Source organism: Nocardia amamiensis (assembly GCF_015477605.1).
In the GTDB taxonomy this organism is placed as follows: Bacteria; Actinomycetota; Actinomycetes; order Mycobacteriales; family Mycobacteriaceae; genus Nocardia; species Nocardia amamiensis_A.
Genome location: NZ_JADLQX010000014.1, coordinates 99,763 through 121,216 on the forward strand (window position 1 = coordinate 99,763; position 21,454 = coordinate 121,216).

Annotated in this window: 16 protein-coding genes and 2 pseudogenes; 9 read left to right on the forward strand and 9 right to left on the reverse strand. The window is 69.2% G+C overall.

Annotation, left to right across the window (positions count from 1 at the left end; translation table 11 throughout):
• Window position 1 precedes the first annotated feature (1 nt).
• Window positions 2-1,399, reverse strand: a complete 1,398-nt coding sequence (gene radA / locus IU459_RS19645) for a DNA repair protein RadA (protein ID WP_195130999.1) — start codon at window positions 1,397-1,399, stop codon at window positions 2-4.
• 96 nt (window positions 1,400-1,495) lie between these two features.
• Window positions 1,496-2,266, reverse strand: a complete 771-nt coding sequence (locus IU459_RS19650) for a hypothetical protein (protein ID WP_324198939.1) — start codon at window positions 2,264-2,266, stop codon at window positions 1,496-1,498.
• A 404-nt stretch (window positions 2,267-2,670) separates the two neighbouring features.
• On the opposite strand from IU459_RS19650, the gene carD reads away from it, so the two are divergent.
• The 6 genes and pseudogenes from carD to IU459_RS19680 all read left to right on the forward strand — a co-directional run bounded on the left by carD (window position 2,671) and on the right by IU459_RS19680 (window position 7,381).
• Window positions 2,671-3,159, forward strand: coding sequence for an RNA polymerase-binding transcription factor CarD (gene carD, locus IU459_RS19655; RefSeq protein ID WP_011206964.1), 489 nt, complete (start codon window positions 2,671-2,673; stop codon window positions 3,157-3,159).
• A 2-nt stretch (window positions 3,160-3,161) separates the two neighbouring features.
• Window positions 3,162-3,854, forward strand: a pseudogene (ispD, locus tag IU459_RS19660) (2-C-methyl-D-erythritol 4-phosphate cytidylyltransferase); the annotation flags it as partial.
• Between the two features lie 161 nt (window positions 3,855-4,015).
• Window positions 4,016-4,483: a 2-C-methyl-D-erythritol 2,4-cyclodiphosphate synthase gene (gene ispF / locus IU459_RS19665; RefSeq protein WP_195131098.1), complete on the forward strand. Its 468-nt coding sequence runs from the start codon at window positions 4,016-4,018 to the stop codon at window positions 4,481-4,483.
• A gap of 64 nt (window positions 4,484-4,547) precedes the next feature.
• Window positions 4,548-5,954 (forward strand): cysteine--tRNA ligase, encoded by a 1,407-nt coding sequence (gene cysS, locus IU459_RS19670; RefSeq protein ID WP_195131001.1) that lies wholly within the window; start codon window positions 4,548-4,550, stop codon window positions 5,952-5,954.
• Window positions 5,954-6,934: a 23S rRNA (guanosine(2251)-2'-O)-methyltransferase RlmB gene (gene rlmB / locus IU459_RS19675; RefSeq protein WP_195131002.1), complete on the forward strand. Its 981-nt coding sequence runs from the start codon at window positions 5,954-5,956 to the stop codon at window positions 6,932-6,934. Before cysS ends, rlmB begins: the two co-directional genes overlap by 1 nt.
• Window positions 6,935-7,072: 138 nt before the next feature.
• A complete protein-coding gene (locus tag IU459_RS19680) occupies window positions 7,073-7,381 on the forward strand; it encodes a DUF4190 domain-containing protein (protein ID WP_195131003.1) in 309 nt (102 codons plus the stop codon).
• Window positions 7,382-7,503: 122 nt separating this feature from the next.
• Here the strand turns inward: IU459_RS19680 and IU459_RS19685 are convergent, their stop codons facing one another.
• The 7 genes and pseudogenes from IU459_RS19685 to kstR form a co-directional block, all read right to left on the reverse strand.
• Window positions 7,504-8,313, reverse strand: coding sequence for an enoyl-CoA hydratase/isomerase family protein (locus tag IU459_RS19685; protein WP_195131004.1), 810 nt, complete (start codon window positions 8,311-8,313; stop codon window positions 7,504-7,506).
• A gap of 53 nt (window positions 8,314-8,366) precedes the next feature.
• A complete protein-coding gene (locus tag IU459_RS19690; RefSeq protein ID WP_195131005.1) occupies window positions 8,367-9,539 on the reverse strand; it encodes an acyl-CoA dehydrogenase family protein in 1,173 nt (390 codons plus the stop codon).
• 551 nt (window positions 9,540-10,090) lie between these two features.
• The gene (locus tag IU459_RS19695; RefSeq protein WP_195131006.1) at window positions 10,091-10,960 is read right to left on the reverse strand and encodes a metal ABC transporter permease; all 870 of its coding nucleotides are present in this window, start codon (window positions 10,958-10,960) and stop codon (window positions 10,091-10,093) included.
• 488 nt (window positions 10,961-11,448) lie between these two features.
• Window positions 11,449-12,312: pseudogene (locus IU459_RS19700) on the reverse strand (metal ABC transporter ATP-binding protein); the annotation flags it as partial.
• Window positions 12,313-12,316: 4 nt separating this feature from the next.
• Window positions 12,317-13,198: a metal ABC transporter solute-binding protein, Zn/Mn family gene (locus tag IU459_RS19705; RefSeq protein ID WP_440446511.1), complete on the reverse strand. Its 882-nt coding sequence runs from the start codon at window positions 13,196-13,198 to the stop codon at window positions 12,317-12,319.
• A gap of 159 nt (window positions 13,199-13,357) precedes the next feature.
• Complete coding sequence (gene otsB / locus IU459_RS19710; RefSeq protein WP_195131008.1) at window positions 13,358-15,931, reverse strand: trehalose-phosphatase; 2,574 nt, start codon at window positions 15,929-15,931, stop codon at window positions 13,358-13,360.
• A 259-nt stretch (window positions 15,932-16,190) separates the two neighbouring features.
• Window positions 16,191-16,841 (reverse strand): cholesterol catabolism transcriptional regulator KstR, encoded by a 651-nt coding sequence (gene kstR / locus IU459_RS19715; RefSeq protein WP_040773321.1) that lies wholly within the window; start codon window positions 16,839-16,841, stop codon window positions 16,191-16,193.
• Window positions 16,842-16,982: 141 nt separating this feature from the next.
• Here kstR and IU459_RS19720 point away from each other — a divergent pair, with 141 nt between their 5' ends.
• The 3 genes from IU459_RS19720 to IU459_RS19730 are packed head-to-tail and all read left to right on the forward strand — an operon-like array spanning window position 16,983 to window position 21,443.
• Window positions 16,983-19,208 (forward strand): acyl-CoA dehydrogenase, encoded by a 2,226-nt coding sequence (locus IU459_RS19720; protein ID WP_195131009.1) that lies wholly within the window; start codon window positions 16,983-16,985, stop codon window positions 19,206-19,208.
• A 25-nt stretch (window positions 19,209-19,233) separates the two neighbouring features.
• Window positions 19,234-20,298 carry an acyl-CoA dehydrogenase family protein gene (locus IU459_RS19725; protein WP_195131010.1) on the forward strand — a complete coding sequence of 355 codons (1,065 nt, stop codon included), beginning with the start codon at window positions 19,234-19,236 and terminating at the stop codon, window positions 20,296-20,298.
• Window positions 20,283-21,443, forward strand: coding sequence for an acyl-CoA dehydrogenase family protein (locus IU459_RS19730; RefSeq protein ID WP_195131011.1), 1,161 nt, complete (start codon window positions 20,283-20,285; stop codon window positions 21,441-21,443). Before IU459_RS19725 ends, IU459_RS19730 begins: the two co-directional genes overlap by 16 nt.
• Window positions 21,444-21,454: the final 11 nt, after the last annotated feature.

Here is a 21,454-nt window from a genome sequence, read left to right on the forward strand (position 1 = left end):
GTCAGCTCGCTGCTTCTTCGGGAGCGGCGCGCAGTTTGCGGAGGCCCGCTATGCGGATGGCTGAGCGGAGGTCGGTGACCTCGTGGATTTTCATGGTGGTTTTCGCGGGGGCAAGGCCGGGAGGCACCAGGGCGGTGGTGAAGCCGAGGCGTTCGGCTTCGGCCAGTCTGCGGCTCACGCCGGTCACCTTGCGGACCTCGCCCGCCAGCCCGACCTCGCCGAGGATCACCCAGCCCGGAGGGATCGGCACATCGGCGTCGGCGCTGGCGATGGCCAGTGCGATGGCCAGGTCGGCCGCGGGCTCGACCAGGCGCATCCCGCCGACCGTCGCGGCGTAGACGTCGCTTTTGCCGAGGAATACCCGGCCGCGGCTCTGCAGAACGGCCAGCACCATGGCGACCCGGTTGTAGTCCAGCCCGCTCACCGCGCGGCGCGGCTGCGGGATCTCGGTCTTCACGGTCAGGCCCTGCACCTCGCCGACCAGGGGGCGTTTGCCGTCCATCGCGACGGTCACCGCGGTGCCCGGCACCGAATCGGTCCGGTGGTGCAGGAACAGGCCGGAGGGATCGTCGACACCGGCGATACCGTCCTCGTGCAGTTCGAAGCAGCCCACCTCGTCGGCGCTGCCGAAACGGTTCTTGATGCCGCGCACCATGCGCAGCGTCGAGTTCTTGTCGCCCTCGAATTGCAGCACCACGTCGACAAGGTGTTCGAGCGTGCGCGGACCGGCGACATTGCCGTCCTTGGTGACGTGCCCGACCAGCAGCACCGCGATCCCGCTCGCCTTGGCCAGCGACGTCAGCGCGGCGGTCACCGCGCGGACCTGGGTGACGCCGCCGATCACGCCGTCGGCGTCGGGAGCGAGCATGGTCTGCACGGAGTCGACCACCAGGAGCGTCGGGCGCACCTGCTCGACGTGCCCGAGCAGGATCGACAGATCCGATTCCGACGCCAGATAGACCCGCTCGTGCACCGCGCCGGTGCGATCGGCGCGCAGCCGGACCTGCCCCGCCGACTCCTCCGCCGTGACATAGAGCGCCTTCTCATCGCGCTGCGTCGCCCACCGATGGGCGACCTCGAGCAACAGCGTCGACTTGCCCACTCCCGGCTCGCCGGACAGCAGCACTACCGAACCGGGCACCACGCCGCCACCGAGCACCCGGTCGAGCTCGCTGACTCCGGTCGGCCTGGCCTTGGTGACCTTCGCGTCGATCTGGGAGATCGGCGCGGCCGCGGTACTGGGCAACATCGCCTTGCGACCCGGAGCCCCGACCGAACCCGCCCCGACGACGACCTCGTCGACGGTGCCCCAAGCCCCGCACTCGGGACACTTGCCCACCCATTTGGCGACTTCGTGCGAACAGGCGGAACACCGGAAGATCGGCTTGGTCTTTGCCACACGCGCACCTTACGCACCAACACCGACAGTGTCCGGACTAGTCAGCGCCCTGGGGTGCGAATACGCAGCGCCGCAGGCGCCGCATATCAGGACAGCTCAGTGACCGCCCTTGTGTTCGGCTTCGGCCGGGCCGGACTTGTCGGACTCGTGCCGCTCGGTGTGCAGGCCCGCGTCGACGGGGACCTGGACCTGGACGGTGCCGTTCTGCTTGAAGTTGAACGAGACGTTGTAGGTCAGGCCCGGGGTGATGTCCTTGGTCAGGCCGGTGATCTCGATGAGGATCGGGTTGGCCTCGGGGTCGGCGGCGGGCTGGGCGCCGTGGTCGTCGGCGCCGTGCGAATCGGCCGCGGTGGTGGTCGGCGCGGTCGTACGGGCCGTGGTGGTGGGCGCCCCAGCCGTGGTGGTCGGCGCTGCGGTCGTCGTCGGCGCCGCGGTCGTTGTGGTCGGCGTGTTCTGCTTGACCGGGTGGGTCCCCGCGACGACGGTCTGCTGCGGGGCGAGCTGGGCGCCGGACTTCCCGGCGGCCGGGGTGATCTTGACGGTGCCCAGGTCGGTGGTGATGCTGGCCAGCTCGTCGGCGACGGACTCGCTGTTGTTGATGATGGACAGGGCGATGACCGCCTTGCCGCCCTTGGCGTTGGTGTACGCGGTGCCCTCGGCCGGGTAGACGATGTGCACGTTGCGCAGCGCGATGTCGCCGACGTCGGCTTGGTTGCCGTTCACGGCGGCGACCTGCTCCGCGGTCTGCGAGATCTGACCCGCGCCGCAGCCGGACAGCGCGATCGCCGCTCCGGCGGCGAGTGCGGCAACCGTCACCATGCGACGTCGCGCCCCCTTCGGGGCGGTCACAGCTTTCAGGGCAGTCACGGGTTGTCCCTCCATGTCGACCGGGCTCTGCTCCGCGCGGGGAGCGTAGTAACTAGGCAGCGTAGTAGTTCCTTCGGCGGCCCAGGCGTGGGGGCTGTGCCAACTTGTCCCGGACGCCGCGTGGGCGCGCTCCGGAGGCGGTGCCGAGCCTGCCCGTGCCGACACCCCGCGCGTGGGTAACAGTTCGGTCGAGCTTCGGGAGTAGCGGAGAAGGTGCCGGGTCGCCGGTGGGGCAGCGGGGGCGATCAGGCCCGGAGATAACCTGTTCTGGCACAACGTAATGCACACCGCCTGGCTTCTGTCAAGCCCCACGGTCGCCTCGTTGTGGCCCTGACCTGCACAGTTGATCGCGCCGTTATCGAGTCGCATGTTAAACTGTGAACATCGAAAGGGGCACGGGACACATGATTTTTAAGGTCGGAGACACCGTCGTTTACCCCCACCACGGAGCGGCGCTGATCGAAGCAATCGAGACTCGCACCATCAAGGGTGAGCAAAAAGAGTATCTGGTCCTGAAGGTCGCCCAAGGCGATCTGACTGTTCGGGTTCCCGCGGAGAACGCCGAATACGTCGGCGTGCGTGACGTCGTCGGCCAGGAGGGTCTCGATCGGGTCTTCCAGGTTCTGCGGGCGCCGCACACGGAGGAGCCGACCAACTGGTCTCGCCGCTACAAGGCCAACCTGGAGAAGCTCGCCTCCGGCGATGTGAACAAGGTGGCCGAGGTCGTTCGCGACCTGTGGCGCCGGGAGCAGGATCGCGGCCTCTCCGCAGGTGAGAAGCGCATGCTCGCCAAGGCTCGGCAGATCCTGGTCGGCGAGCTCGCGCTGGCCGAAGGCACCGATGACGGCAAGGCCGAGACCCTGCTCGACGAGGTCCTCGCCGCGGCTTCCTGACCGTGAACACACCTGACAACGGTGTCCGTTCCACCAGCGGACCCGTCGTTGCTCTGGTGCCTGCCGCCGGTCGTGGCGTGCGTCTGGGTGAATCGACACCCAAGGCGTTCGTCACGGTCGGCGGCACACCCATGGTCCGGCTCGCCGTCGAAGGCCTGATCGCCTCCGGCGCGGTCGACCGGATCATCGTGATGGTTCCCACCGAGTTCGTCGACAGCGCCGTTGCCCTGCTGCCGCCCTCGGATTCGGTCCACGTGGTCGTCGGCGGCGCCGAACGCACCGACTCGGTGCGGGCCGGTATCGCCGCCGCGCCCGATGCGGGCTACTTCCTCGTGCACGACGCCGCCCGGGCCCTCACCCCGCCCGAGTTGATCGCCCGCGTCGCCGCGGAGCTGCGCACGGGGCGGTCAGCCGTGATTCCCGGGCTCCCGGTCGCCGACACCATCAAGTCGGTCGACGCGACCGGGGCGGTCACCGGCACACCCGATCGTGCCCAATTGCGCGCCATCCAGACCCCGCAGGGTTTCGCGGCCGAGCTACTGCGCTCGGCCTACGCGACCGAAGGCATCCAGGCCACCGATGACGCGGGACTGGTGGAGCGGCTCGGCGCCACGGTCACCACCATTCCCGGCGATCCGCTGGCTTTCAAGATCACCACTCCGCTCGACCTCCTGCTCGCCAACGCGGTGCTGGACGGCGCGGAGATCGGCCGGGCGGTGCGGGAGCTTGCGAGCGAGTCATCGGCACAGCGCGCCATGGCGCCGCCGAGCGCCAGCGCGGTGCGGGAGCTTGCGAGTGAATCATCGGCACAGCGCGCCATGGCGCCGCCGAGCGCCAGCGAGGTGGCGCCGTGAGTATGCGCGTCGGCATCGGCAGTGACGTCCACCCAATCGAGGCCGGTCGGCCCTGCTGGATGGCCGGGCTGTTGTTCGACGGCGAGGACGGCTGCGCGGGCCACTCCGACGGCGATGTCGCCGCGCACGCGCTGTGCGACGCGCTGTTGTCCGCGGCGGGACTGGGCGACGTCGGCGCGGTGTTCGGCACCGGACGCCCGGAATGGGAAGGCGTCTCCGGGGCGGCCATGCTGAAGGAAGTGCGCAGGCTGCTCGGCGAAGCGGGCTTCGAAGTGGTCAACGCCGCGGTGCAGGTCATCGGCAATCGGCCCAAGATCGGGCCCCGGCGCGCCGAGGCGCAACAGGTGCTCGGCGAGCTGCTCGGCGCCCCGGTTTCGGTGTCCGGCACCACCACCGACGGTCTCGGGCTGACCGGCCGCGGCGAGGGCGTCGCCGCGGTGGCGACAGCCCTGCTACAAGCCTGTCGTTGATCCAGCTCCGGCGGACCAGAGCCGGTCCGTGAACGTCCCTTACCACCAGCTAGGATCGACTGCCGTGACGCTGCGCCTCTTTGACACCGACACGCGGACCGTGCGCGAATTCGCGCCGTTGGTCCCCGGCCGTGCTTCGGTGTACCTCTGTGGCGCCACCGTACAGGGTGAGCCGCACATCGGCCATGTGCGCAGCGGAGTCGCGTTCGATGTGCTGCGACGCTGGCTGCTCGCGCACGACTACGACGTCTGGTTCATCCGCAACGTCACCGATATCGAGGACAAGATCCTGGCCAAGGCCGCCGAGGCGGGCAGGCCGTGGTGGGAATGGGCCGCCACGCATGAGCGCGCCTTCGATCGCGCCTACGAGCGGCTCGGCGTGCTGCCGCCGTCCGCGGAGCCCCGCGCCACCGGCCACATCACTCAGATGGTCGAGATGATGCAGCGGCTGATCGATCGGGGTCACGCCTATGCCTCGGCGGGCAATGTCTACTTCGACGTGGTGAGCTACCCCGAGTACGGACAGCTCTCCGGCCACAAACTCGATGACGTGCACCAGGGCGAGAGCGCGGGCGAGGGCAAGCGCGACCCGCGCGACTTCACCCTGTGGAAAGCCGCCAAGCCGGGCGAGCCGACCTGGCCGTCGCCGTGGGGTCCCGGCCGCCCCGGTTGGCACCTGGAGTGCTCCGCCATGGCCGAGTTCTATCTCGGCGCGGAGTTCGACATCCACTGCGGCGGTATGGATCTGGTGTTCCCGCACCATGAGAACGAGATCGCCCAGTCGAAGGGCGCGGGCGACGGCTTCGCCAGGTACTGGCTGCACAACGGCTGGGTGACCATGGGCGGGGAGAAGATGTCCAAGTCGCTGGGCAACGTCCTCTCGGTGCCGAACGTGCTGAGGAAGGTTCGCGCTGTCGAGCTGCGGTTCTATCTGGGCAGCGCGCACTACCGCTCGATGCTGGAGTACTCCGACAAGGCGCTGTACGACGCGGCCCAGTCCTATCAGCGCATCGAGGCGTTCGTGAACCGAGTGTTCGACCGGGCCGGGGAGATCCCGGTGGGCAAGTGGACCGACGCGTTCGCCGCCGCGCTCGACGACGATCTCGCGGTGCCGAAAGCGCTGGCCGAGATCCACCGGGTGGTGCACGAAGGCAACAAGGCATTGGAGGCCGGCGCGACCGACTCGGCGTGCGACCTCGCCGGCCAGGTGCGGGCCATGCTCGGCGTCCTCGGCGTCGATCCGTTCGATCCGCACTGGTACGCGCCGAGCGATTCCTCGGCCGCGCTCAGCGCACTCGACGTGCTGGTCGGCGCGGAACTCGATCGTCGCCAGCAGGCGCGGGCCACGAAGGACTGGCCGACCGCCGACGCCGTGCGCGAACGCTTGCAGGCCGCCGGGATCGAGGTCACCGACACGGCCGACGGTCCTGAATGGGCCCTCGGCGCACCGCAATCCGGAAAGGCCAAGTGATGGCAGGCAACTCGCAGCGCCGAGGTGCGGTGCGCAAGACCGGCTCCAAGAAGGGCGCGGTAGTCGGCTCCGGCGGCAAGCGCAGGCGCGGGCTGGAGGGGCGCGGTGCGACGCCGCCCGCCGAGCAGCGGACCAAGCATCCCGCCGCCAAGCGGGCGGCCGCGAAAGCCAAAGCCACTCAAGGTCGTCCGTCCGCACGCGGCGGTGCCACCGGGCGGCCTGCGGGACGCAAGACCGATGACGGCCCGGAGTTGGTGCTCGGGCGCAACCCGGTGGTGGAGTGCCTGCGCGCGGACGTGCCGGCGACGGCGCTGTACGTCGCGGTCGGCACGGAGAACGACGACCGCTTGACCGAGAGCGTGCGGCTGGCCGCCGACTCGGGCATCTCCATCCTGGAGGTGCCGCGCACCGATCTGGATCGGATGAGCGCCAACGGTCTGCACCAAGGCGTCGCGTTGCAGGTGCCGCCGTACCGCTACGCCCATCCGGACGATCTGCTCGACCGAGCCCGGGGCTCGGCGGCTCCCGCGCTGCTCGTCGCGCTGGACAACATCTCCGACCCGCGCAACCTCGGCGCGGTGATCCGTTCCGTGGCGGCTTTCGGCGGCCACGGGGTGCTGATTCCGCAGCGGCGCAGCGCGAGCGTCACGGCGGTGGCCTGGCGCACCAGCGCGGGTGCCGCGGCTCGCCTCCCGGTCGCCCGCGCCACGAATCTGACGCGCACGCTGAAGGATTGGGCCGCGCAGGGCGTTCAGGTCGTCGGCCTGGACGCGGGCGGCGATACCACGCTGGACGAGTTCGACGGTCGCGAGCCGACCGTGATCGTGGTCGGCTCGGAGGGCAAGGGTCTGTCCCGCTTGGTCCGCGAGACGTGCGACGCGGTTCTGTCCATTCCGATGGCCGGTCCGGTGGAATCGCTCAACGCCTCGGTCGCCGCGGGCGTGGTGCTCTCGGAAGTCGCCCGGCAGCGCCGGATTTGATCGAGCGCGGCGAGACGTCCGCCAGGCGCGGAGTCCGCCGCATGATTCGAAAGGGCGCGACGGCCTGCCGTGAGCCGCGGCATGGGGCCGACCAGCAAAATACGCGGAGAGTCGGTCTACCCCCGTACAATTCGGCTGGTGGTGATACCCAATCAGCCTATCGGGCAGCCGATCGAGCATCCGAACGCGTCGGCGGTGTTGTTCCTCGGCGCCGGAAGTATCCTCTGCTGCGGCGTGCTGGGGCCGGTGGCATGGGCACTGGGTCGGCGGGCGCTCAACGACATCGAGGATTCTCTCGAAGCCGCCGCGAAAGGCGCCGGTCCCGTCCAGCCGTACGGCGGCCGGGCCCAGGTGCTGGTCGGCTACATCCTCGGCATCATCGGCACCGTCTTGATGATCATCTTCGCGCTGCTGTTCCTGTTCATTCTGCTCGGAGGCAACGCGTAAGGGGCGCAGTCGGACGGAGTCGATCGGCAGTCCGCGCCGGGCCGAGCAGAGGCTGAGGTAGCCGCAGTGCGGGCGCAGCCGGGCGGAGTCCGCGCCGGGCTGAGCGAAGGCCAGGCAGCCGCCTAGTCCAGGCTGGGCCTCTCGCGCTCGCCGGTGGCGTCCCAGGCGGGCCATTCCGTGCTGACACTGCCGGACCAGCTCGGCTGTCGGCGATCCCGGAACGCGGCCATGGCTTCGCCGCCGTCGATGCTCTTGGCGGCGTGCTGGTTGAGATCGGTTTCCAGCTGACCGACCACGGCCGGGCTCATCCGGAGCCCCTCCCATAGCAGCCGCTTGGATAGCGCGACCGGTAGCGGGGCCGAGCCATTGGCGATGTCGTGCGCGACGGCCAGTGCCGTCGGTAGCACCTCGCTGCCGGGCAGGCAGCTGTTGGCCAGGCCCATCGCCTTCGCCTCTTCGCCGTCGAAGGTGCGTCCGGTCAGCATGATGTCGGCGGCGTTCGCCATACCGATCAGGCGGGGGAGCGTCCAGTGCGCGTATCCGTCGGCCAAGACGCCGCGGCGGACCTGGTTGAGCCCGTACACCGCGTCGCGCGCCATGTACCGCAGATCGCACTGCAGGGCGAGGGCTAGGCCGATGCCGACCGCGTGCCCGTTCACCGCCGCGATCACAGGTTTGCGCACCCGCCACGGGGCTGGCTCGATGGTCGCGCTGACCTCGCCGACCCGACTGGATAGGTCCGCCCCGGCGCAGAACGCGGGCGGGGTGCCGGTGACGACGACGGCACGGATGGCGTCTTCCACATCGCAGCGCTGCAGGGCGGCACCCAGTTCGGCGGCCATCGTGGGGGTGAAGGCGTTCTGCTGAGCGGGCCGGTTGAGCGTGAGCACAGCGACGCCCTTGGAGACATCGACGTGCAGTTCCGAACTCATGCCCAAGGATGTTAGCCGACCGGGGCAGCTCGCCCCAGGCCGTAAATTCTCGGCTATCCGCGCAGGACCTTGCGCCCGATCGCGTACTTGTGCACTTCGGTGGGTCCGTCGTAGAGCCGGAAGGCGCGCATGTCCCGGAAGATCATCTCCACTACGGTCTCGTCGCTGATGCCGATGCCACCGAGTACCTGGACACAGCGATCGGCGACCTGGAACAGCTCCTCGGAGACGAAGGCCTTCGCGATCGAACTCTCGTGCCGCGCCTTCTCACCGTTGTCCATCAGCCAGCACGCATGCCAGATGGTGAGCCTGCACTGGTGCAGCGCGATCTCATTGTCCGCCAACATGAACGACACGCCCTCGTGCTCACCGATCGGCTTGCCGAACGCGGTGCGGGTGCGCGCGTGTTCCACCGCGATGCTCTGGGCCCGCTCGGCCGCGCCGAGCCAGCGCATGCAATGGGTCAGGCGGGCCGGAGCCAGTCTGAGCTGGGCGTAGCGCAGCGCTTGGCCTGCTTCGCCGAGCAGCGCTTCCCTGGGCAGGACCAGGTTGTCGAAGCGGACCACGCCGTGCCCGGCGACGTAGTTGCGGTCCATGGTGTTCATCGTGCGTTCGATGACGATGCCCGGCTGGTCGCCGTCGGTGAGGAACAGCGTGGGGCCTTCCGGCAGATGCGGGTTGGGCGCGAGCCGGGCCATGATGATCCACGTCTTCGCGCCGTTGGCGCCGGTGATCAGCCATTTGCGGCCGTTGATGGTGAAGTTCTCGCCGTCGAAGGCGGCTTCGGTGGCCAGCTGGGCCGGGTCGGATCCGGCGCCGTCGGGCTCGGTCATGGCGAACACCGAGCGCTGATGTCCGGCGACAACGGGAGCCAGATAGCGCCGCACCTGCTCGGGGTCGGCGACCTTGGACAGCAGGAACATGTTGCCCTCGTCGGGCGCCGCGCAGTTCATCGCGATCGGGCCGAGCGTGGACCAACCTGCCGCCTCGTAGATCACCGCCTGCTCGAGGTGGGACAGCCCTCGTCCGCCGAGTGACTCGGGAGCCTGGACGGTGAGCAGCTTCTCGGCGCGGGCCAGTTCGACGAGCTCCTGGCGCAGATCGTCGGTCGGGCCGTGCGCGGTGAGGCGTGGGTCCCGCTCGTACGGGACGATCTTGTCGATGACGAATCGGCGGACTCGGTCGCGTTCGGCGGCGAGCTCGGCGGGAATCGCGAAATCGATCATCGTTGGGTCACCATTCGTTCGGGGGCGCGATGGGTCGAGCATACGAAAGCCGTCAGAAGTGACTGAAGGCGGCTGCCATCAAAACTGGTCTCGGCGATCAGCATGGTCTCTGAACTGCGCTGATATCGGCTGGCACGCGGTATCGACGCCACGGTGCATGGTCGCGGTCATCGAGAACCAGGCGTGCACGAACCGGACGTGAACAACCCCGAGCCATGCCGACCAGCAGCCCTACCGGTCTGCGGAACGGTGGTCGTGGAGCTGCGAAGTCGACCAACGGCACGGTGCGCGACCAGGAGTCGAACGCCGATCGCCGCGACAGCCGCGGCGCCGCAGCCAAGGGCGTCAGGCCGCGCTCCAGCGCACGGGCGACGGACGGTGTCCAGGACCGCGTAGCGGCCGTCGACATGATGCGGCCGAGTTCCCATACCATCGGCCGGGCCACTGCCGCGGCAATGCGTCCGGCGGGCCGATGCAGTCCGAGGCTCGGGATGGCAGCACTGCTGGCCACCTCATTTCGATCTGGCTTATGCCTTATCGGAGGCGGTCTTTCAGCGAGCGCGAGCGAGGCGGCGGTTGCGGCTTCCGAGTACGCGGCAGCAGAGGTAGATCAGGAACGAGATCGTGGTGACGAACGTCGACACCGGGACGCCCGGCGCAAGCGACAGCAGGATACCGCCGACCGCGGCGACTTCGGCGAACACCACCGCGAGCAGAGTGGCCCGCACCGGATTCGCGGTGAGCTGGGCCGCGGCGGCGGCCGGGGTGATCAGCAGCGCGAGCACCAGCAGCGCGCCGACGATCTGCACGCCGAATGCCGCCGTGATGCCGAGGAGCACGGCGAACACGATGGACAGCGCCCGCACAGGAACGCCGCGCGCCACGGCCACCTCAGGGTCCGAGCTGGCGAACAGCAGCGGCCGGTAGACGAACGCGAGCACCGCGAGCACCGCCGCCGTGCAGACCGCGAGCAGCCCGATGCCGTTGTTGCCGACGCTGACCACCTGACCGGTGAGCAGCGAGAACTTCGATCCCGCACGGTCCGGCCCCAGCCACAGGAACAGCACCGAGAGCCCCAGCCCGAACGAGAGCACCACCGCGATCACCGAATCGCGCTCCCGTGCACGGGTCCCCAGCAGACCGAAGAGCACGGCGGCGACCACGGACCCGGCGATGGCGCCGAGGCCGACCCCGATACCGGCCAGCAGCGCCGCGGCGGCGCCGGTCAGCGACAGCTCGCTGGTGCCGTGCACGGCGAAGGACATCTGCCTGCTGATGATCAGCGGACCGATCGCCCCGGACAGCAGCCCGAGCAGCGCCGCGGCCAGCAACGCCTGCTGGACGAAGCCGTAGGACAGCAGGTTGGCGGTGGTGCCGAAGTCCAGCAGCTTGGTGAGTACGCCGGACAGCTTGTCGATCATGAGCGCACTCCGCTCGGATCCGGATGCGCCGCCGGCGGGGATGCGCTGCCCTCGCCGTCGGTGGCGGAAACCGGCTGCTCCGCGTCGATCGAAGCGGCTCCGGCGACAGCGGCGTCGTCGAGCCCTGGGCGGGTGGATGCCCCGTTGCCTGGTGCCGAGTCGTTCGACGCCAGTCGCGTGGACGTGGCGCCGGTCGCCGGAGCGCTCGAGATCGCGGGCGGGCGGTCGGCGGGACCGGTCGCTGTCGCGTCGTCCGCCGCCGAGTCGTTCTGGACCGGGTTACCCGATTTCGCGGTGTCGGTCACCGGGTCATGCGGTGCCGGTTCGGCGGGCCTACCGCCGTTGGTTCTCGGATCGCCAGATTGCGCGACTCCAGACGTGGCGCCATGTGACACCGGATCGCTCGCTCCGGCGGCGCCGGACGGTCGCGCGCCGTCCGATGTGGAGAGGCCGGGCGCGAACCCGTCGCCCGCCGCGCCGTGACAGTGTCCGCCCGCGGTGCCGAGCGCGTCCATTGTGTCGCCGGTGCCGACGACCACCAGGCGCCCGCGCACCCGCAGGACGTCCACCTGGGTCCGGTACAACTCGGACAGGACCGCCGAGGTCATCACCTCGTCCGGCGTTCCGATCCGGAATCGCCCGTCGACCAGGTACAGCACCCGATCCACCAGCGGCAGAATCGGATTGATCTCGTGCGTGACGAACAGGACCGCGGTGTCGTGCGTGCGCCGCCGCCGATCGATCAGCTCGGCGACCAGGCGCTGGTTGGCCAGGTCCAGGCTCAGCAGCGGCTCGTCGCACAGCAGCACCTTCGGATCGCCGACCAAGGCCTGCGCCACCCGCAGTCGCTGCTGCTCGCCGCCGGACATGGATTCCAGTGGCGCGTGCGCGAAGTGCTGCGCGCCGACGTCGGCGATGGCCGCGGCTACCTTGCGCTTGCGTTCGGCGCGGGACCGCAGGCCGAGCCCCCACCGATGGCCGTCGACGCCTAGACCGACGAGATCGACGCCGCGCAACTGCACCCCGGCGTCGATCGTCTTCTGTTGCGGCACATAGCCGATGTCGTGATTGCCGGCGCGCGCAGGGGCACCTGCGATCCGTGCCGTGCCCGCGCTCAGCCCGATCTGGCCGAGCAACACCTTCAGCAGGGACGTCTTGCCCGATCCATTCGGCCCGAGAACTGCGACGAATTCGCCTGGAGCGACACTGAGATCCAGCGCGTCCCAAAGGGTTCGATCGCCGAAGGCCAATCGGGCCGATTCCAGCCGGACGACGGCCGAGCCGTCCTCGCGGCTCGCTCGCCGCCGGTCGGCCCGGTCGGTGTGCTCGGTCAGCGCGGCTCCCTTGTTCATCTGCTCAGCCCAACGCGGTGGCCAGCGCCTGCGCGTTCTTCGTCTGCCACTGAATGTAATCCAGGCCGTCGGGCAGGCTTTCGGTCACCTCGACCACCTTGATGCCCGCGTTCTGCGCGGTGCCACGCAGGTCCTTGGTGATCTTGTCCTCGGTCTGCACGTTGTAGATCAGCGCGCGCACCCGCTTGCCGGTGAGCAGGTCCTGGGTGGCCGCGACGGCCGCGGGCGCCGGGTCGGTCTCCTGCTCGACGGCCTCCTGGAACTCGTGCGGCGTGAGGTCCTCGACCCCGGCGGCGACCAGCAGATAGTGCGCGAGCGGTTCGGTCTGCAGCACCGGCGTTTTCGGGTGCTCGGCGGACAGCTTGCCGGTGATTGCGCTGATCGCGGCGAGCCGGTCGGTGAACGCCTTCGCGCGCTCGGCGTAGGCCGCGCCCTTGTCCGGGTCCAGCTCGCTCAGCTGAGTGGCGATCTGGCCTGCGACCACGCCGACGGTCCGCACGTCGTACCAGATGTGCTCGTTCTCGTCGCTCTTGTCGACGCGTGCGGCGAACGCGTCCACACTGCGCTTGTTCGTGCCCGCCACCGCCTTCTCGGCGAACTCGTCGTAACCGCCGCCGTTGTATATCACCAGGTCGGCGTCGCTGAGCTGGGCCGACTCCACAGCAGAGGTCTCATGCGAGTGCGGGTCGGCGGACGGATCGGTGATCAGCGACCGGACGGTGGCGTCGGGGCCCGCGATGGCGGCCGCGATATCGCCCCAGACATTTGTGGAGGCGACGACGGTCGGCCGGTCCGAGGCGCTCGAGTTTCCGCAGGCGGCTAGCGTCATGGCTGAGGCGACCCCCACGGCGAGGCCTACGCATCTGAGAGCAAATCGGGTATTCACGTGGGGTACTCCTGGCAGTCCGGCAGTTTGTAATGGAAATCGTTCCCGTTTAACTCTAGCAACCCAGTCAAACGGTAGGATGCGGCGCCCACGTGCGATCCAAAGACGAAGGGCCCGTGAACGATTCCTCGTTCGCGGGCCCTCGAGCGGTGCACTCGGTCAGACCAGTGCGGCCTCCACCGGCTGTCCGAGCAGCTGTGCGCAACGCAACAGGCCCAGGTGGCTGTAGGCCTGCGGGTGGTTGCCGAGCGAGCGTTCGGCCACCGGGTCGTACTCCTCGCTGAGCAGTCCGGTCGGGCCTGCCACGTCGACCAGCTGGGCGAACAGCGCCTCGGCGTCCGAGCGCTTCCCGATCAGCAGGTACGCCTCGACCAGCCAGGCCGCGCACAGGTGGAACCCGCCCTCGCCGCCGGGTAGGCCGTCGTCGTGGTGGTAGCGGTACACGGTCGAACCGCTGCGCAGCTCGGCCTCGGTCGCCACCACGGTCGCCGCGAACCGCGGGTCGGACGGATCGATCAGGCCGCTCAGCCCGATGTGCAGGGTGGCGGCGTCCAGGTCGGTGCCGTCGTAGGCCGCGGTGTAGGACTGCACGTCGTCGTTCCAGCCCTTGGCCTTCACCTCGTCGGCGATGGTGTCGCGCAGCACCGCCCACTCCGGGTCGACCTCACGGTCGAACTTCTGCGCCAGGGTCAGCGCCCGGTCGACGGTCAGCCAGCCCATCACCTTCGAGTACACGTGGTGGCGCGGGTTGCCGCGGATCTCCCAGATGCCGTGGTCGGGCTCCTCCCACCGCCGCTGCACCGCCGACACCATGGCGCACACCAGCTCCCAGTCGGCGTCCGGCAACACGCCCGCCGGATCGGTTACGCCGCGCAGCTCCCGCGCGTGCGCCAGGGTCGCGATGAGATCGACGATCGGACCGAAGACGTCCAGCTGCACCTGCATGTTCGCCGCGTTGCCCACGCGCACCGGGCGCGAGCCCGCGTAGCCGGGGAGCTGGTCGATCGATGCCTCCGGCGGCAGCGTCTCGCCGTAGAGCGTGTACAGCGGGTGCAGGCGCTCCGGGCCTGGGATCGTCTCCAGCACCCGGTGCACCCACCCGAGGAAATCCTCCGCCTCGGCGAGCGAGCCGAGCGACACCAGCGCCGAGGCGGTCAGTGCGGCATCCCGCAGCCAGCAGTAGCGGTAGTCCCAGTTGCGCACGCCGCCGATGTCCTCCGGCAGCGAGGTGGTGGCCGCCGCGAGGATCGAGCCGGAGGGAGCGTGCACCAGACCGCGCAGGGTGAGCGCGGAGCGCTTCATCAGGTCGGGCTTCAGCGGGGGCAGCGTGAGCCCCGCGGCCCATTCCGACCAGTAACGCTCCGCCTGGCGTCGCCGCTCCGGCTCGGGGGTCTGCGCGGGGTCGAGATCCTGGGTGCCGCAGCGCAATTCGAGCACGATCGGGCCGCGGGACGGGTCCACCACGGCGCGCGCGGACTCATGCGTGCCGTCGGTGACGATCTCCCACCGCACGCCGGGGGACCGCAGCACGATCGGATCGTTGGTGCCGTACACCCGCAGCCCGCCCTCCTGGGCTTCCAGGTTCACCGGAACCTGGCCGAACTCCGGGCGCGGGGCGAAGGTGACCACGGCCTTCGCGTCGCCGGTGATCACCCTGGTCAGATCGGTGCGGGTCGGCGCGACGTCGTGCGGCAGGTAGTCGGTGACTTGCAAACTGGCCCATCGGGTTTCGACGGTCATCGTGCCGTCGACGTAACGCTGCGAGAGCGGAAGTCCCGGCCGTTCCGGCTCGATGGTGAAGTGACCGCCCTGCGGGCCGCCGAGCAGGTGCGCGAACACCGCCGCCGAGTCCGGCTCCGGGTGGCAGAACCAGGTCACCGTGGCGTCCGGGGTGAGCAGCGCGACCGAGCGCGGGCTGGCCAGCATGGTCAGCCGCTCGATGCGCGGGGCGCTCGCGCCGGCCAGCCAGGTGCGCCGCTCCTCCAGCAGGTAGGCCAGCGCGCGGGCCACCGTCTCGGTGCTGTCCACTCGGAATTTGGCAAGGCTCTCGCCGTCGCCCACCTTGATGCCGACGTCGGGACCCGACAGCACGCGGAACGCCTTTTCGTCGGTGACGTCGTCGCCGAAGAACACCGCGGCCGACGCGCCCGCCTGGTGACGCACGGTGTCCAGCGCGGTGCCCTTGTCGGTCTGCACCACGGCCAGCTCGATGACGGCCTTGCCCTCGGTGACCTGAACGCCGAACCAGCACGCCGGGCCGAGCCGGACCTGCGACAGCGCGCGATGCCCGATCTCGGGGCTCGCGTTGCGCACGTGCAGGGCCACACTGGCCGGCTTGCTCTCTACCGTGACGCCGGGATTGTCCGCGGCGATCTTATTGAGTGCCGACTGCAACTCTTGAAGCAGATGTTTGGCGTCGTTGTCGATCGCGTGGACGAAGCCCACGTCGAATTCCGAGCCGTGGCTGCCGATGAGTTGCACTTCGACCGGCAGGCGCGACAGCGCCGCGAGATCGCGCAACGCGCGCCCGGATATCACGGCGGCGGTAGTGCCGGTGAGGCCGGCGAGGGCTCGTAACGCGCTCACCGATTCCCGATGGGGAAAGGCTTTGGCCGGGTCGGACACGATGGGTGCGAGTGTCCCGTCGTAGTCCGATGCGACCAGCAGCCGTGGCACGCGCGCGACCGTCGACAGTGCACGGCGAAGTTCCAGTGGCAGATCCTGTGCGCTCACGCATCCAACCTAGTGATCGGAGGATTTTTTCAGGGGGCGGCCAAAACAATACTGGGTTGAATTTGGCGCACAGAAGAGCGCGGGGCCGCGTGCGCACGATAACGCACATCTTGATCTCGTGTCCAACAGATCCGCCCAGCTAACGGCAACGCGACCGAGGCGGGTGAGCTTCGTCGCAGCACAAGGGCAATTCGAGCCCGGCGTGGCGGCCGGGCGTCGAATTCGCTCGATGTGCGCTGACGTGGCTTGTGGTCCTTACTTACTGGTTGCGTTCGCCGAGCAGGAGGTCGACGGTCAGTTCCAGGCGTTCGGTCACGTCCGTGGCCGAGGCGCGCCGGGTCAGCCAGGCGACCAGATTCGACAGCCACACATCGCTGATCACCCGCGCGATGGCCAGCTGCCGTTCGGTGGGCTCGCCGTCGTTCATGGCGCGCGCGAACACCCGGTCCATCACCTTGCCGACGCGGTCCACCTCGGCGGCGGCCGAGGCGTCGGCGAACATGAACGCACGGGTCATGGCCTCGGTGAGCAGCGGGTCGCGCTGCATCATCCGGGTGATCTGGGTAAGCAGCAGGTGCATGCGCTCCTGTGGAGTCTGTCCGGCAAGCGGCTTGCGTTTGCCTTCGATCTGCTCGAATTCGCGCGAGAGCGCCGAGACCAGCAGGTGCACCTTGGACGGGAAGTACCGGTACAGCGTGCCGACCGCGACGTCGGCGCGCTCGGCGACCGCCCGCATCTGAACCGCGTCGTAGCCGCCCTTGGACGCCAGCGCCAAGGTCGCGTCCAGAATCCGCTTGCGCCGCTCGCGCTGCGCCGCCGAGCTCAGTTCGTCCTCACTGAGCGTGGTGACCGTTGCGGCGGGCAGTGCCGCACTCGGGTCGGCTGGCTGCGAACGGGACGGACTGGCCATCGATGAAAGTCCTTTCCGGAAACGTCGTTTCGTCGGCCGCGTGCGCGGTCCGCCGCGGCGATGGTCTCTTGACTTCCGCCCGGCTAGGATATTAGAACATGTTCTAGGTGTGGGAGTCACGCCGGAAAGGCGGTATGGAGTGTGACCATCGCCACCACTGACGAGCATAAAGCCGTTCAGGAGTCGATGCGCGGATGGGCCGCGTCGGTCCGTCCAATTGCAACAATGCGGACCGGTTCGCCCGACTTCTGGCGCGCCTACTGGCCCGCGCTCGCCGAGATCGGGATCTTCCGTGTCGCGGTGGCCGAGGACGCGGGTGGCGCGGGCGGTTCGGTCGCCGATCTCGCCGTTCTGGTGGAGCAGGCGGCGCACGATCTGGTCGGCGGCCCCGTGCTGGCAACGGCTTTGGCCAATCTGATCACCGCGGGAAGCCTCGACGAGGATCTGCCCTGCGGCGTCGCGCTCGACTTCGTTGTCGGTTCGACGGTGAGCGTACCCGCCGCAAGCGACGCGTTGTTGCTCACGGGTTCCTGGGATTCGGTACTCGGCGCGGCTCCGGGCACGGCCGTGCTGCTGCCGGTCGAGCTTCCGCACGGGCAGCGCTGGTGCCTGGTCCCGCCCGACGCCGAAGGCCTGCGGGTGGAGCCGCTCGCGCCGCTGGATCCGAGCACGCCGCTGGCGCGGGTGCAGTGCACGGACCTGCGCGTGCCCGCCGAACGGGTGTTCGCCGCGCCGCACCCGGCCGAGGATCTGCTCGTCGCGCTGGTCGCCGCCGAGCTGGCCGGCCTCGCGGGCTGGTGCCTGCAGACGGCGGTCGAGTACGCCAAGGTGCGCGAGCAGTTCGGCCGCAAGATCGGATCGTTCCAGGCGGTCAAGCACATCTGCGCCTGGATGCTGTGCCGCACCGAGCTCATCCGCGCCGTCGCGGGCGACACCGCGGCCGCCGTGGACGAGGGTGGCGCGGAACTGCCGATCGCCGCCGCCATCGCGGCCGCCGTCGCGTTGGACGCGGCGGTCGACACCGCCAAGGACTGCATCCAGGTGCTCGGCGGGATCGGTTTCACCTGGGAGCACGACGCGCACCTGTACCTGCGCAGGGCGGTGGCGCTGCGCCAGCTGCTCGGCGGTTCGGCGCGCTGGCGGGCCCGGGTGACCGAGTTGACCCGGCGTGGCCTGCGGCGCACCACCGGCGCCGACCGGGTCTTCGCCGCTGATGCCCTTTCTGGCATGAGCGGGGCCCTCCGTGGTCACGCTCCGCTACCGCCTCCGGGCCTGACTGCTCACGCCGGAGGCGTCGCCGTGGACGGCGACAGCGCCCATGAACTGGCCGCGGAGGTCGCGCGGATCGCGGCGCTGCCCGCCGATCGGCGGGGCGCGGCGCTGGTGGACGCGGGACTGGTCATGCCGCATTGGCCGCGGCCCTACGGACGCGGCGCCGATCCGATGACCGGCCTGATGATCTCCGAGGAACTGCGCCGCGCCGGGCTCGCCGCGCCGGATCTGGCCATCGGCGGTTGGGCGGTTCCCACGCTGCTGCAGCACGGCACACAGGAGCAGATCGACCGGTTCGCCTGGCCGACGCTGCGTGGCGAGGTGGTCTGGTGCCAGCTGTTCAGCGAGCCAGAGGCGGGTTCGGACCTGGCCGCGCTGCGCACCACCGCGAAAAAGGTGGACGGCGGTTGGGTGCTGCGCGGGCAAAAGGTGTGGACTTCGCTGGGCGACAAAGCGAATTGGGGAATTTGTTTGGCTCGCACCGATCCGGACGCGCCCAAGCATCGCGGAATCACCTATTTCCTGGTCGACATGCACAGCGCCGGACTGGAGATCCGCCCGCTGGTGCAGATCACCGGCGAGGCGCGATTCAGCGAGGTTTTTCTCGACGACGTATTCGTACCGGACGACTGTGTGGTCGGCGCGGTGAACAACGGATGGAAAATCGCCCGCTCGACGCTGTCCACCGAACGGGTGGCAATGGGCGGCAATGGCATCGGGCCGGTACTGGAAGAACTGATCGCGAAAACACCCGCAGCCGGTCCGGGTGCGGAACTGGTGAACGACAGGCTCGGCGGATTCGTCGCCGAAGCGATCGCGGGACTTTTGCTCGAGCAACGCGCCACGCTGAAGGCGCTGGTGGGCGCGGATCCGGGTGCGCAGAGTAGCGTACGGAAGTTGGTCGGGGTGCGCCACCGCCAAGCGGTCGCGGAATTCGCTGTCGAGACGGCAGGGCCCGTCGGCGCGCAGGATGCCGATGTGGTGAAGGAATTCCTGCTCACGCGTTGTCTATCGATCGCTGGTGGAACCGAGCAGATTCTGCTCACCGTGGCCGGTGAGCGGATTCTGGGGCTGCCTCGTGACGCGGATAACTAGTCATCGAGACAACTGGGAGAAAAGCGTGGATTTCACCAGGGACGAGGGCCAAGACGCGGTGGCCGAAGTCGTCGTGAGCTTGATGGAGCACGAACCCGCACGCGATATGGAGCTGTGGCCGAGACTGGTCGACTCCGGCCTGCTTGCCGTTCCGTTGCCGGAGCGCCACGGTGGCGACGGCATGGGTCTACTCGAGGTGTCCGTGCTCCTCACCGAGCTGGCTATGGACGCCGTCGCGGTGCCTGCCCTTCCTACGCTCGGCTTCGGTGTGCTGCCACTGGTGGCCTCCGCGCCCGAGAGCGTGCAGGCGCAGGTGCTGCCCGAGGTCGCCAAGGGCACCGTGCTCACCGCGGCGCTGAGTGAACCGGCGGCGCCGTTCATCGACAAGCCGGAGACCATCGCGGTCACCAGCGGCAAGACGGTGCGCGTCAGCGGGTGCAAGATCGCCGTGCCCTACGCGGAGCAGGCACGCTGGCTGCTGGTGCCGACCAATTCCGGTATCGCGCTGATCGATGCGGATGCCGAGGGGATCACCCTGACGCAGACGCCGGTCTCCGGCGGCATCCCGGAATACACCGTGTTGCTGGACCAGGTGGAGATTCCCGCCGACTACCTGTGGCCGACCGGGCTGGGCGATCTGCACCGGCTGGCGCTCGCCTCGATCGGTTCGGTGGCCGACGGGCTGCTGAAGGGCGCGATAATCCTGACCGCCGAGCACCTGCGCACCCGCAACCAATTCGGCAGGCCGCTGGCGCAGTTCCAGGCTGTGGCCCAGCAGATCGCGGACCTGTACGTCGTCTCGCGCACGCTGCACGTCGCCGCGGCGTCGGCGAACTGGGCGCTTGCCCAGCACGATGCGAGTCAGCAGCACCGTGAGCGCACCGACGACGACCTGGAGATCCTGGCCTACACCGTGGCCGCGGAACTGCCAACGGCCATGCAGAAGTGTCATCACCTGCACGGCGGTCTCGGCGTGGACATGACCCACCCGATGCATCGCTACTACTCGCAGGCCAAGGACATCGCCCGCTGGCTCGGCGGGGCGTCGTTCCGACTCGATCGATTGGGGGCGAGATGTTCATCGACCTGACCGCCGAGCAGCGCCGGTTACGCGACGAACTGCGTGCCTATTTCGCGGATCTCGTGACTCCCGAGGAGGAGGCCGAGATGGCGGTGAACCGGCACGGCGACGCCTACCGCGCGGTGGTGCGGAGGATGGGACGCGACGGCTGGCTCGGCGTCGGTTGGCCGAAGGAGTACGGCGGCCAGGGCTTCGGGCCGGTCGAGCAGCAGATCTTCTTCAACGAGGCGGTCCGGGCCGACGTCCCGCTTCCGCTGGTGACCCTGCTGACAGTCGGTCCGACCCTGCAGCAGTTCGGCACCGAGGAACAGAAGCAGCAGTTCCTGCCCGGAATCCTCAGTGGTGACATCCATTTCGCGATCGGCTACTCCGAACCCGAAGCGGGCACCGACCTGGCGTCGCTGCGCACCTCCGCGGTGCGCGACGAGTCCGGGGACTGGATCGTCAACGGGCAGAAGATCTTCACCACCGGCGCGCACGAGGCGGACTACGTCTGGCTGGCCTGCCGCACCGGCCCGGCCGAGTCGCGCCACCGCGGCATCACCATCCTGATCGTGGACACCACCGACCCCGGCTACTCGTGGACGCCGATCATCACCTGCGACGGCGCCCACCACACCAACGCGACCTACTTCGACAACGTGCGAGTGCCGGCGAACATGCTGGTCGGCGCGGAGAACGAGGGCTGGAAGCTGATCACGACGCAGCTCAATCACGAGCGGGTGAGCCTGGGTCCGTCCGGCAAGATCGAGCAGCTCTACGACCGGGTACGCGATTGGGCGCAGGCGCGCGGTGTGCTCGGCGAACTCGACGTGCGGCGCTCGCTCGGGCGCATGCACGCCATGGTCCGGCTGAACGAACTGCTGAACTGGCAGGTGGCCGCGACCGCAGACGGCGATCAGGCGCAGGTGATCGCCGACGCCTCGGCCACCAAGGTCTTCTCCACCGAGTCGCTGCAGGAGGCGGGCCGGCTCGCCGAGGAGATCATCGGCCGCTACGGCGATCGAGCCGACCCCGGCACCGCCGAACTGTCCACGTGGCTGGACCGCCGGACCAAGCAGAACCTGGTGGTGACCTTCGGCGGCGGTGTCAACGAGGTGATGCGCGAACTGGTCGCCTCGTCCGGACTGCGCTTGCCGCGAGTCCCCCGATAATCAGTAAAGGA

Excerpts from the sequence above, each read along its gene's own strand:
- IU459_RS19730 (WP_195131011.1), top strand. The coding sequence starts at position 20,283 with ATGTTCATCGACCTGACCGCCGAGCAGCGCCGGTTACGCGACGAACTG.
- ispF (WP_195131098.1), top strand. The coding sequence starts at position 4,016 with ATGCGCGTCGGCATCGGCAGTGACGTCCACCCAATCGAGGCCGGTCGG.
- IU459_RS19685 (WP_195131004.1), bottom strand. The coding sequence starts at position 8,313 with ATGAGTTCGGAACTGCACGTCGATGTCTCCAAGGGCGTCGCTGTGCTC.
- rlmB (WP_195131002.1), top strand. The coding sequence starts at position 5,954 with ATGGCAGGCAACTCGCAGCGCCGAGGTGCGGTGCGCAAGACCGGCTCC.
- kstR (WP_040773321.1), bottom strand. The coding sequence starts at position 16,841 with ATGGCCAGTCCGTCCCGTTCGCAGCCAGCCGACCCGAGTGCGGCACTG.
- IU459_RS19695 (WP_195131006.1), bottom strand. The coding sequence starts at position 10,960 with ATGATCGACAAGCTGTCCGGCGTACTCACCAAGCTGCTGGACTTCGGC.
- IU459_RS19690 (WP_195131005.1), bottom strand. The coding sequence starts at position 9,539 with ATGATCGATTTCGCGATTCCCGCCGAGCTCGCCGCCGAACGCGACCGA.
- carD (WP_011206964.1), top strand. The coding sequence starts at position 2,671 with ATGATTTTTAAGGTCGGAGACACCGTCGTTTACCCCCACCACGGAGCG.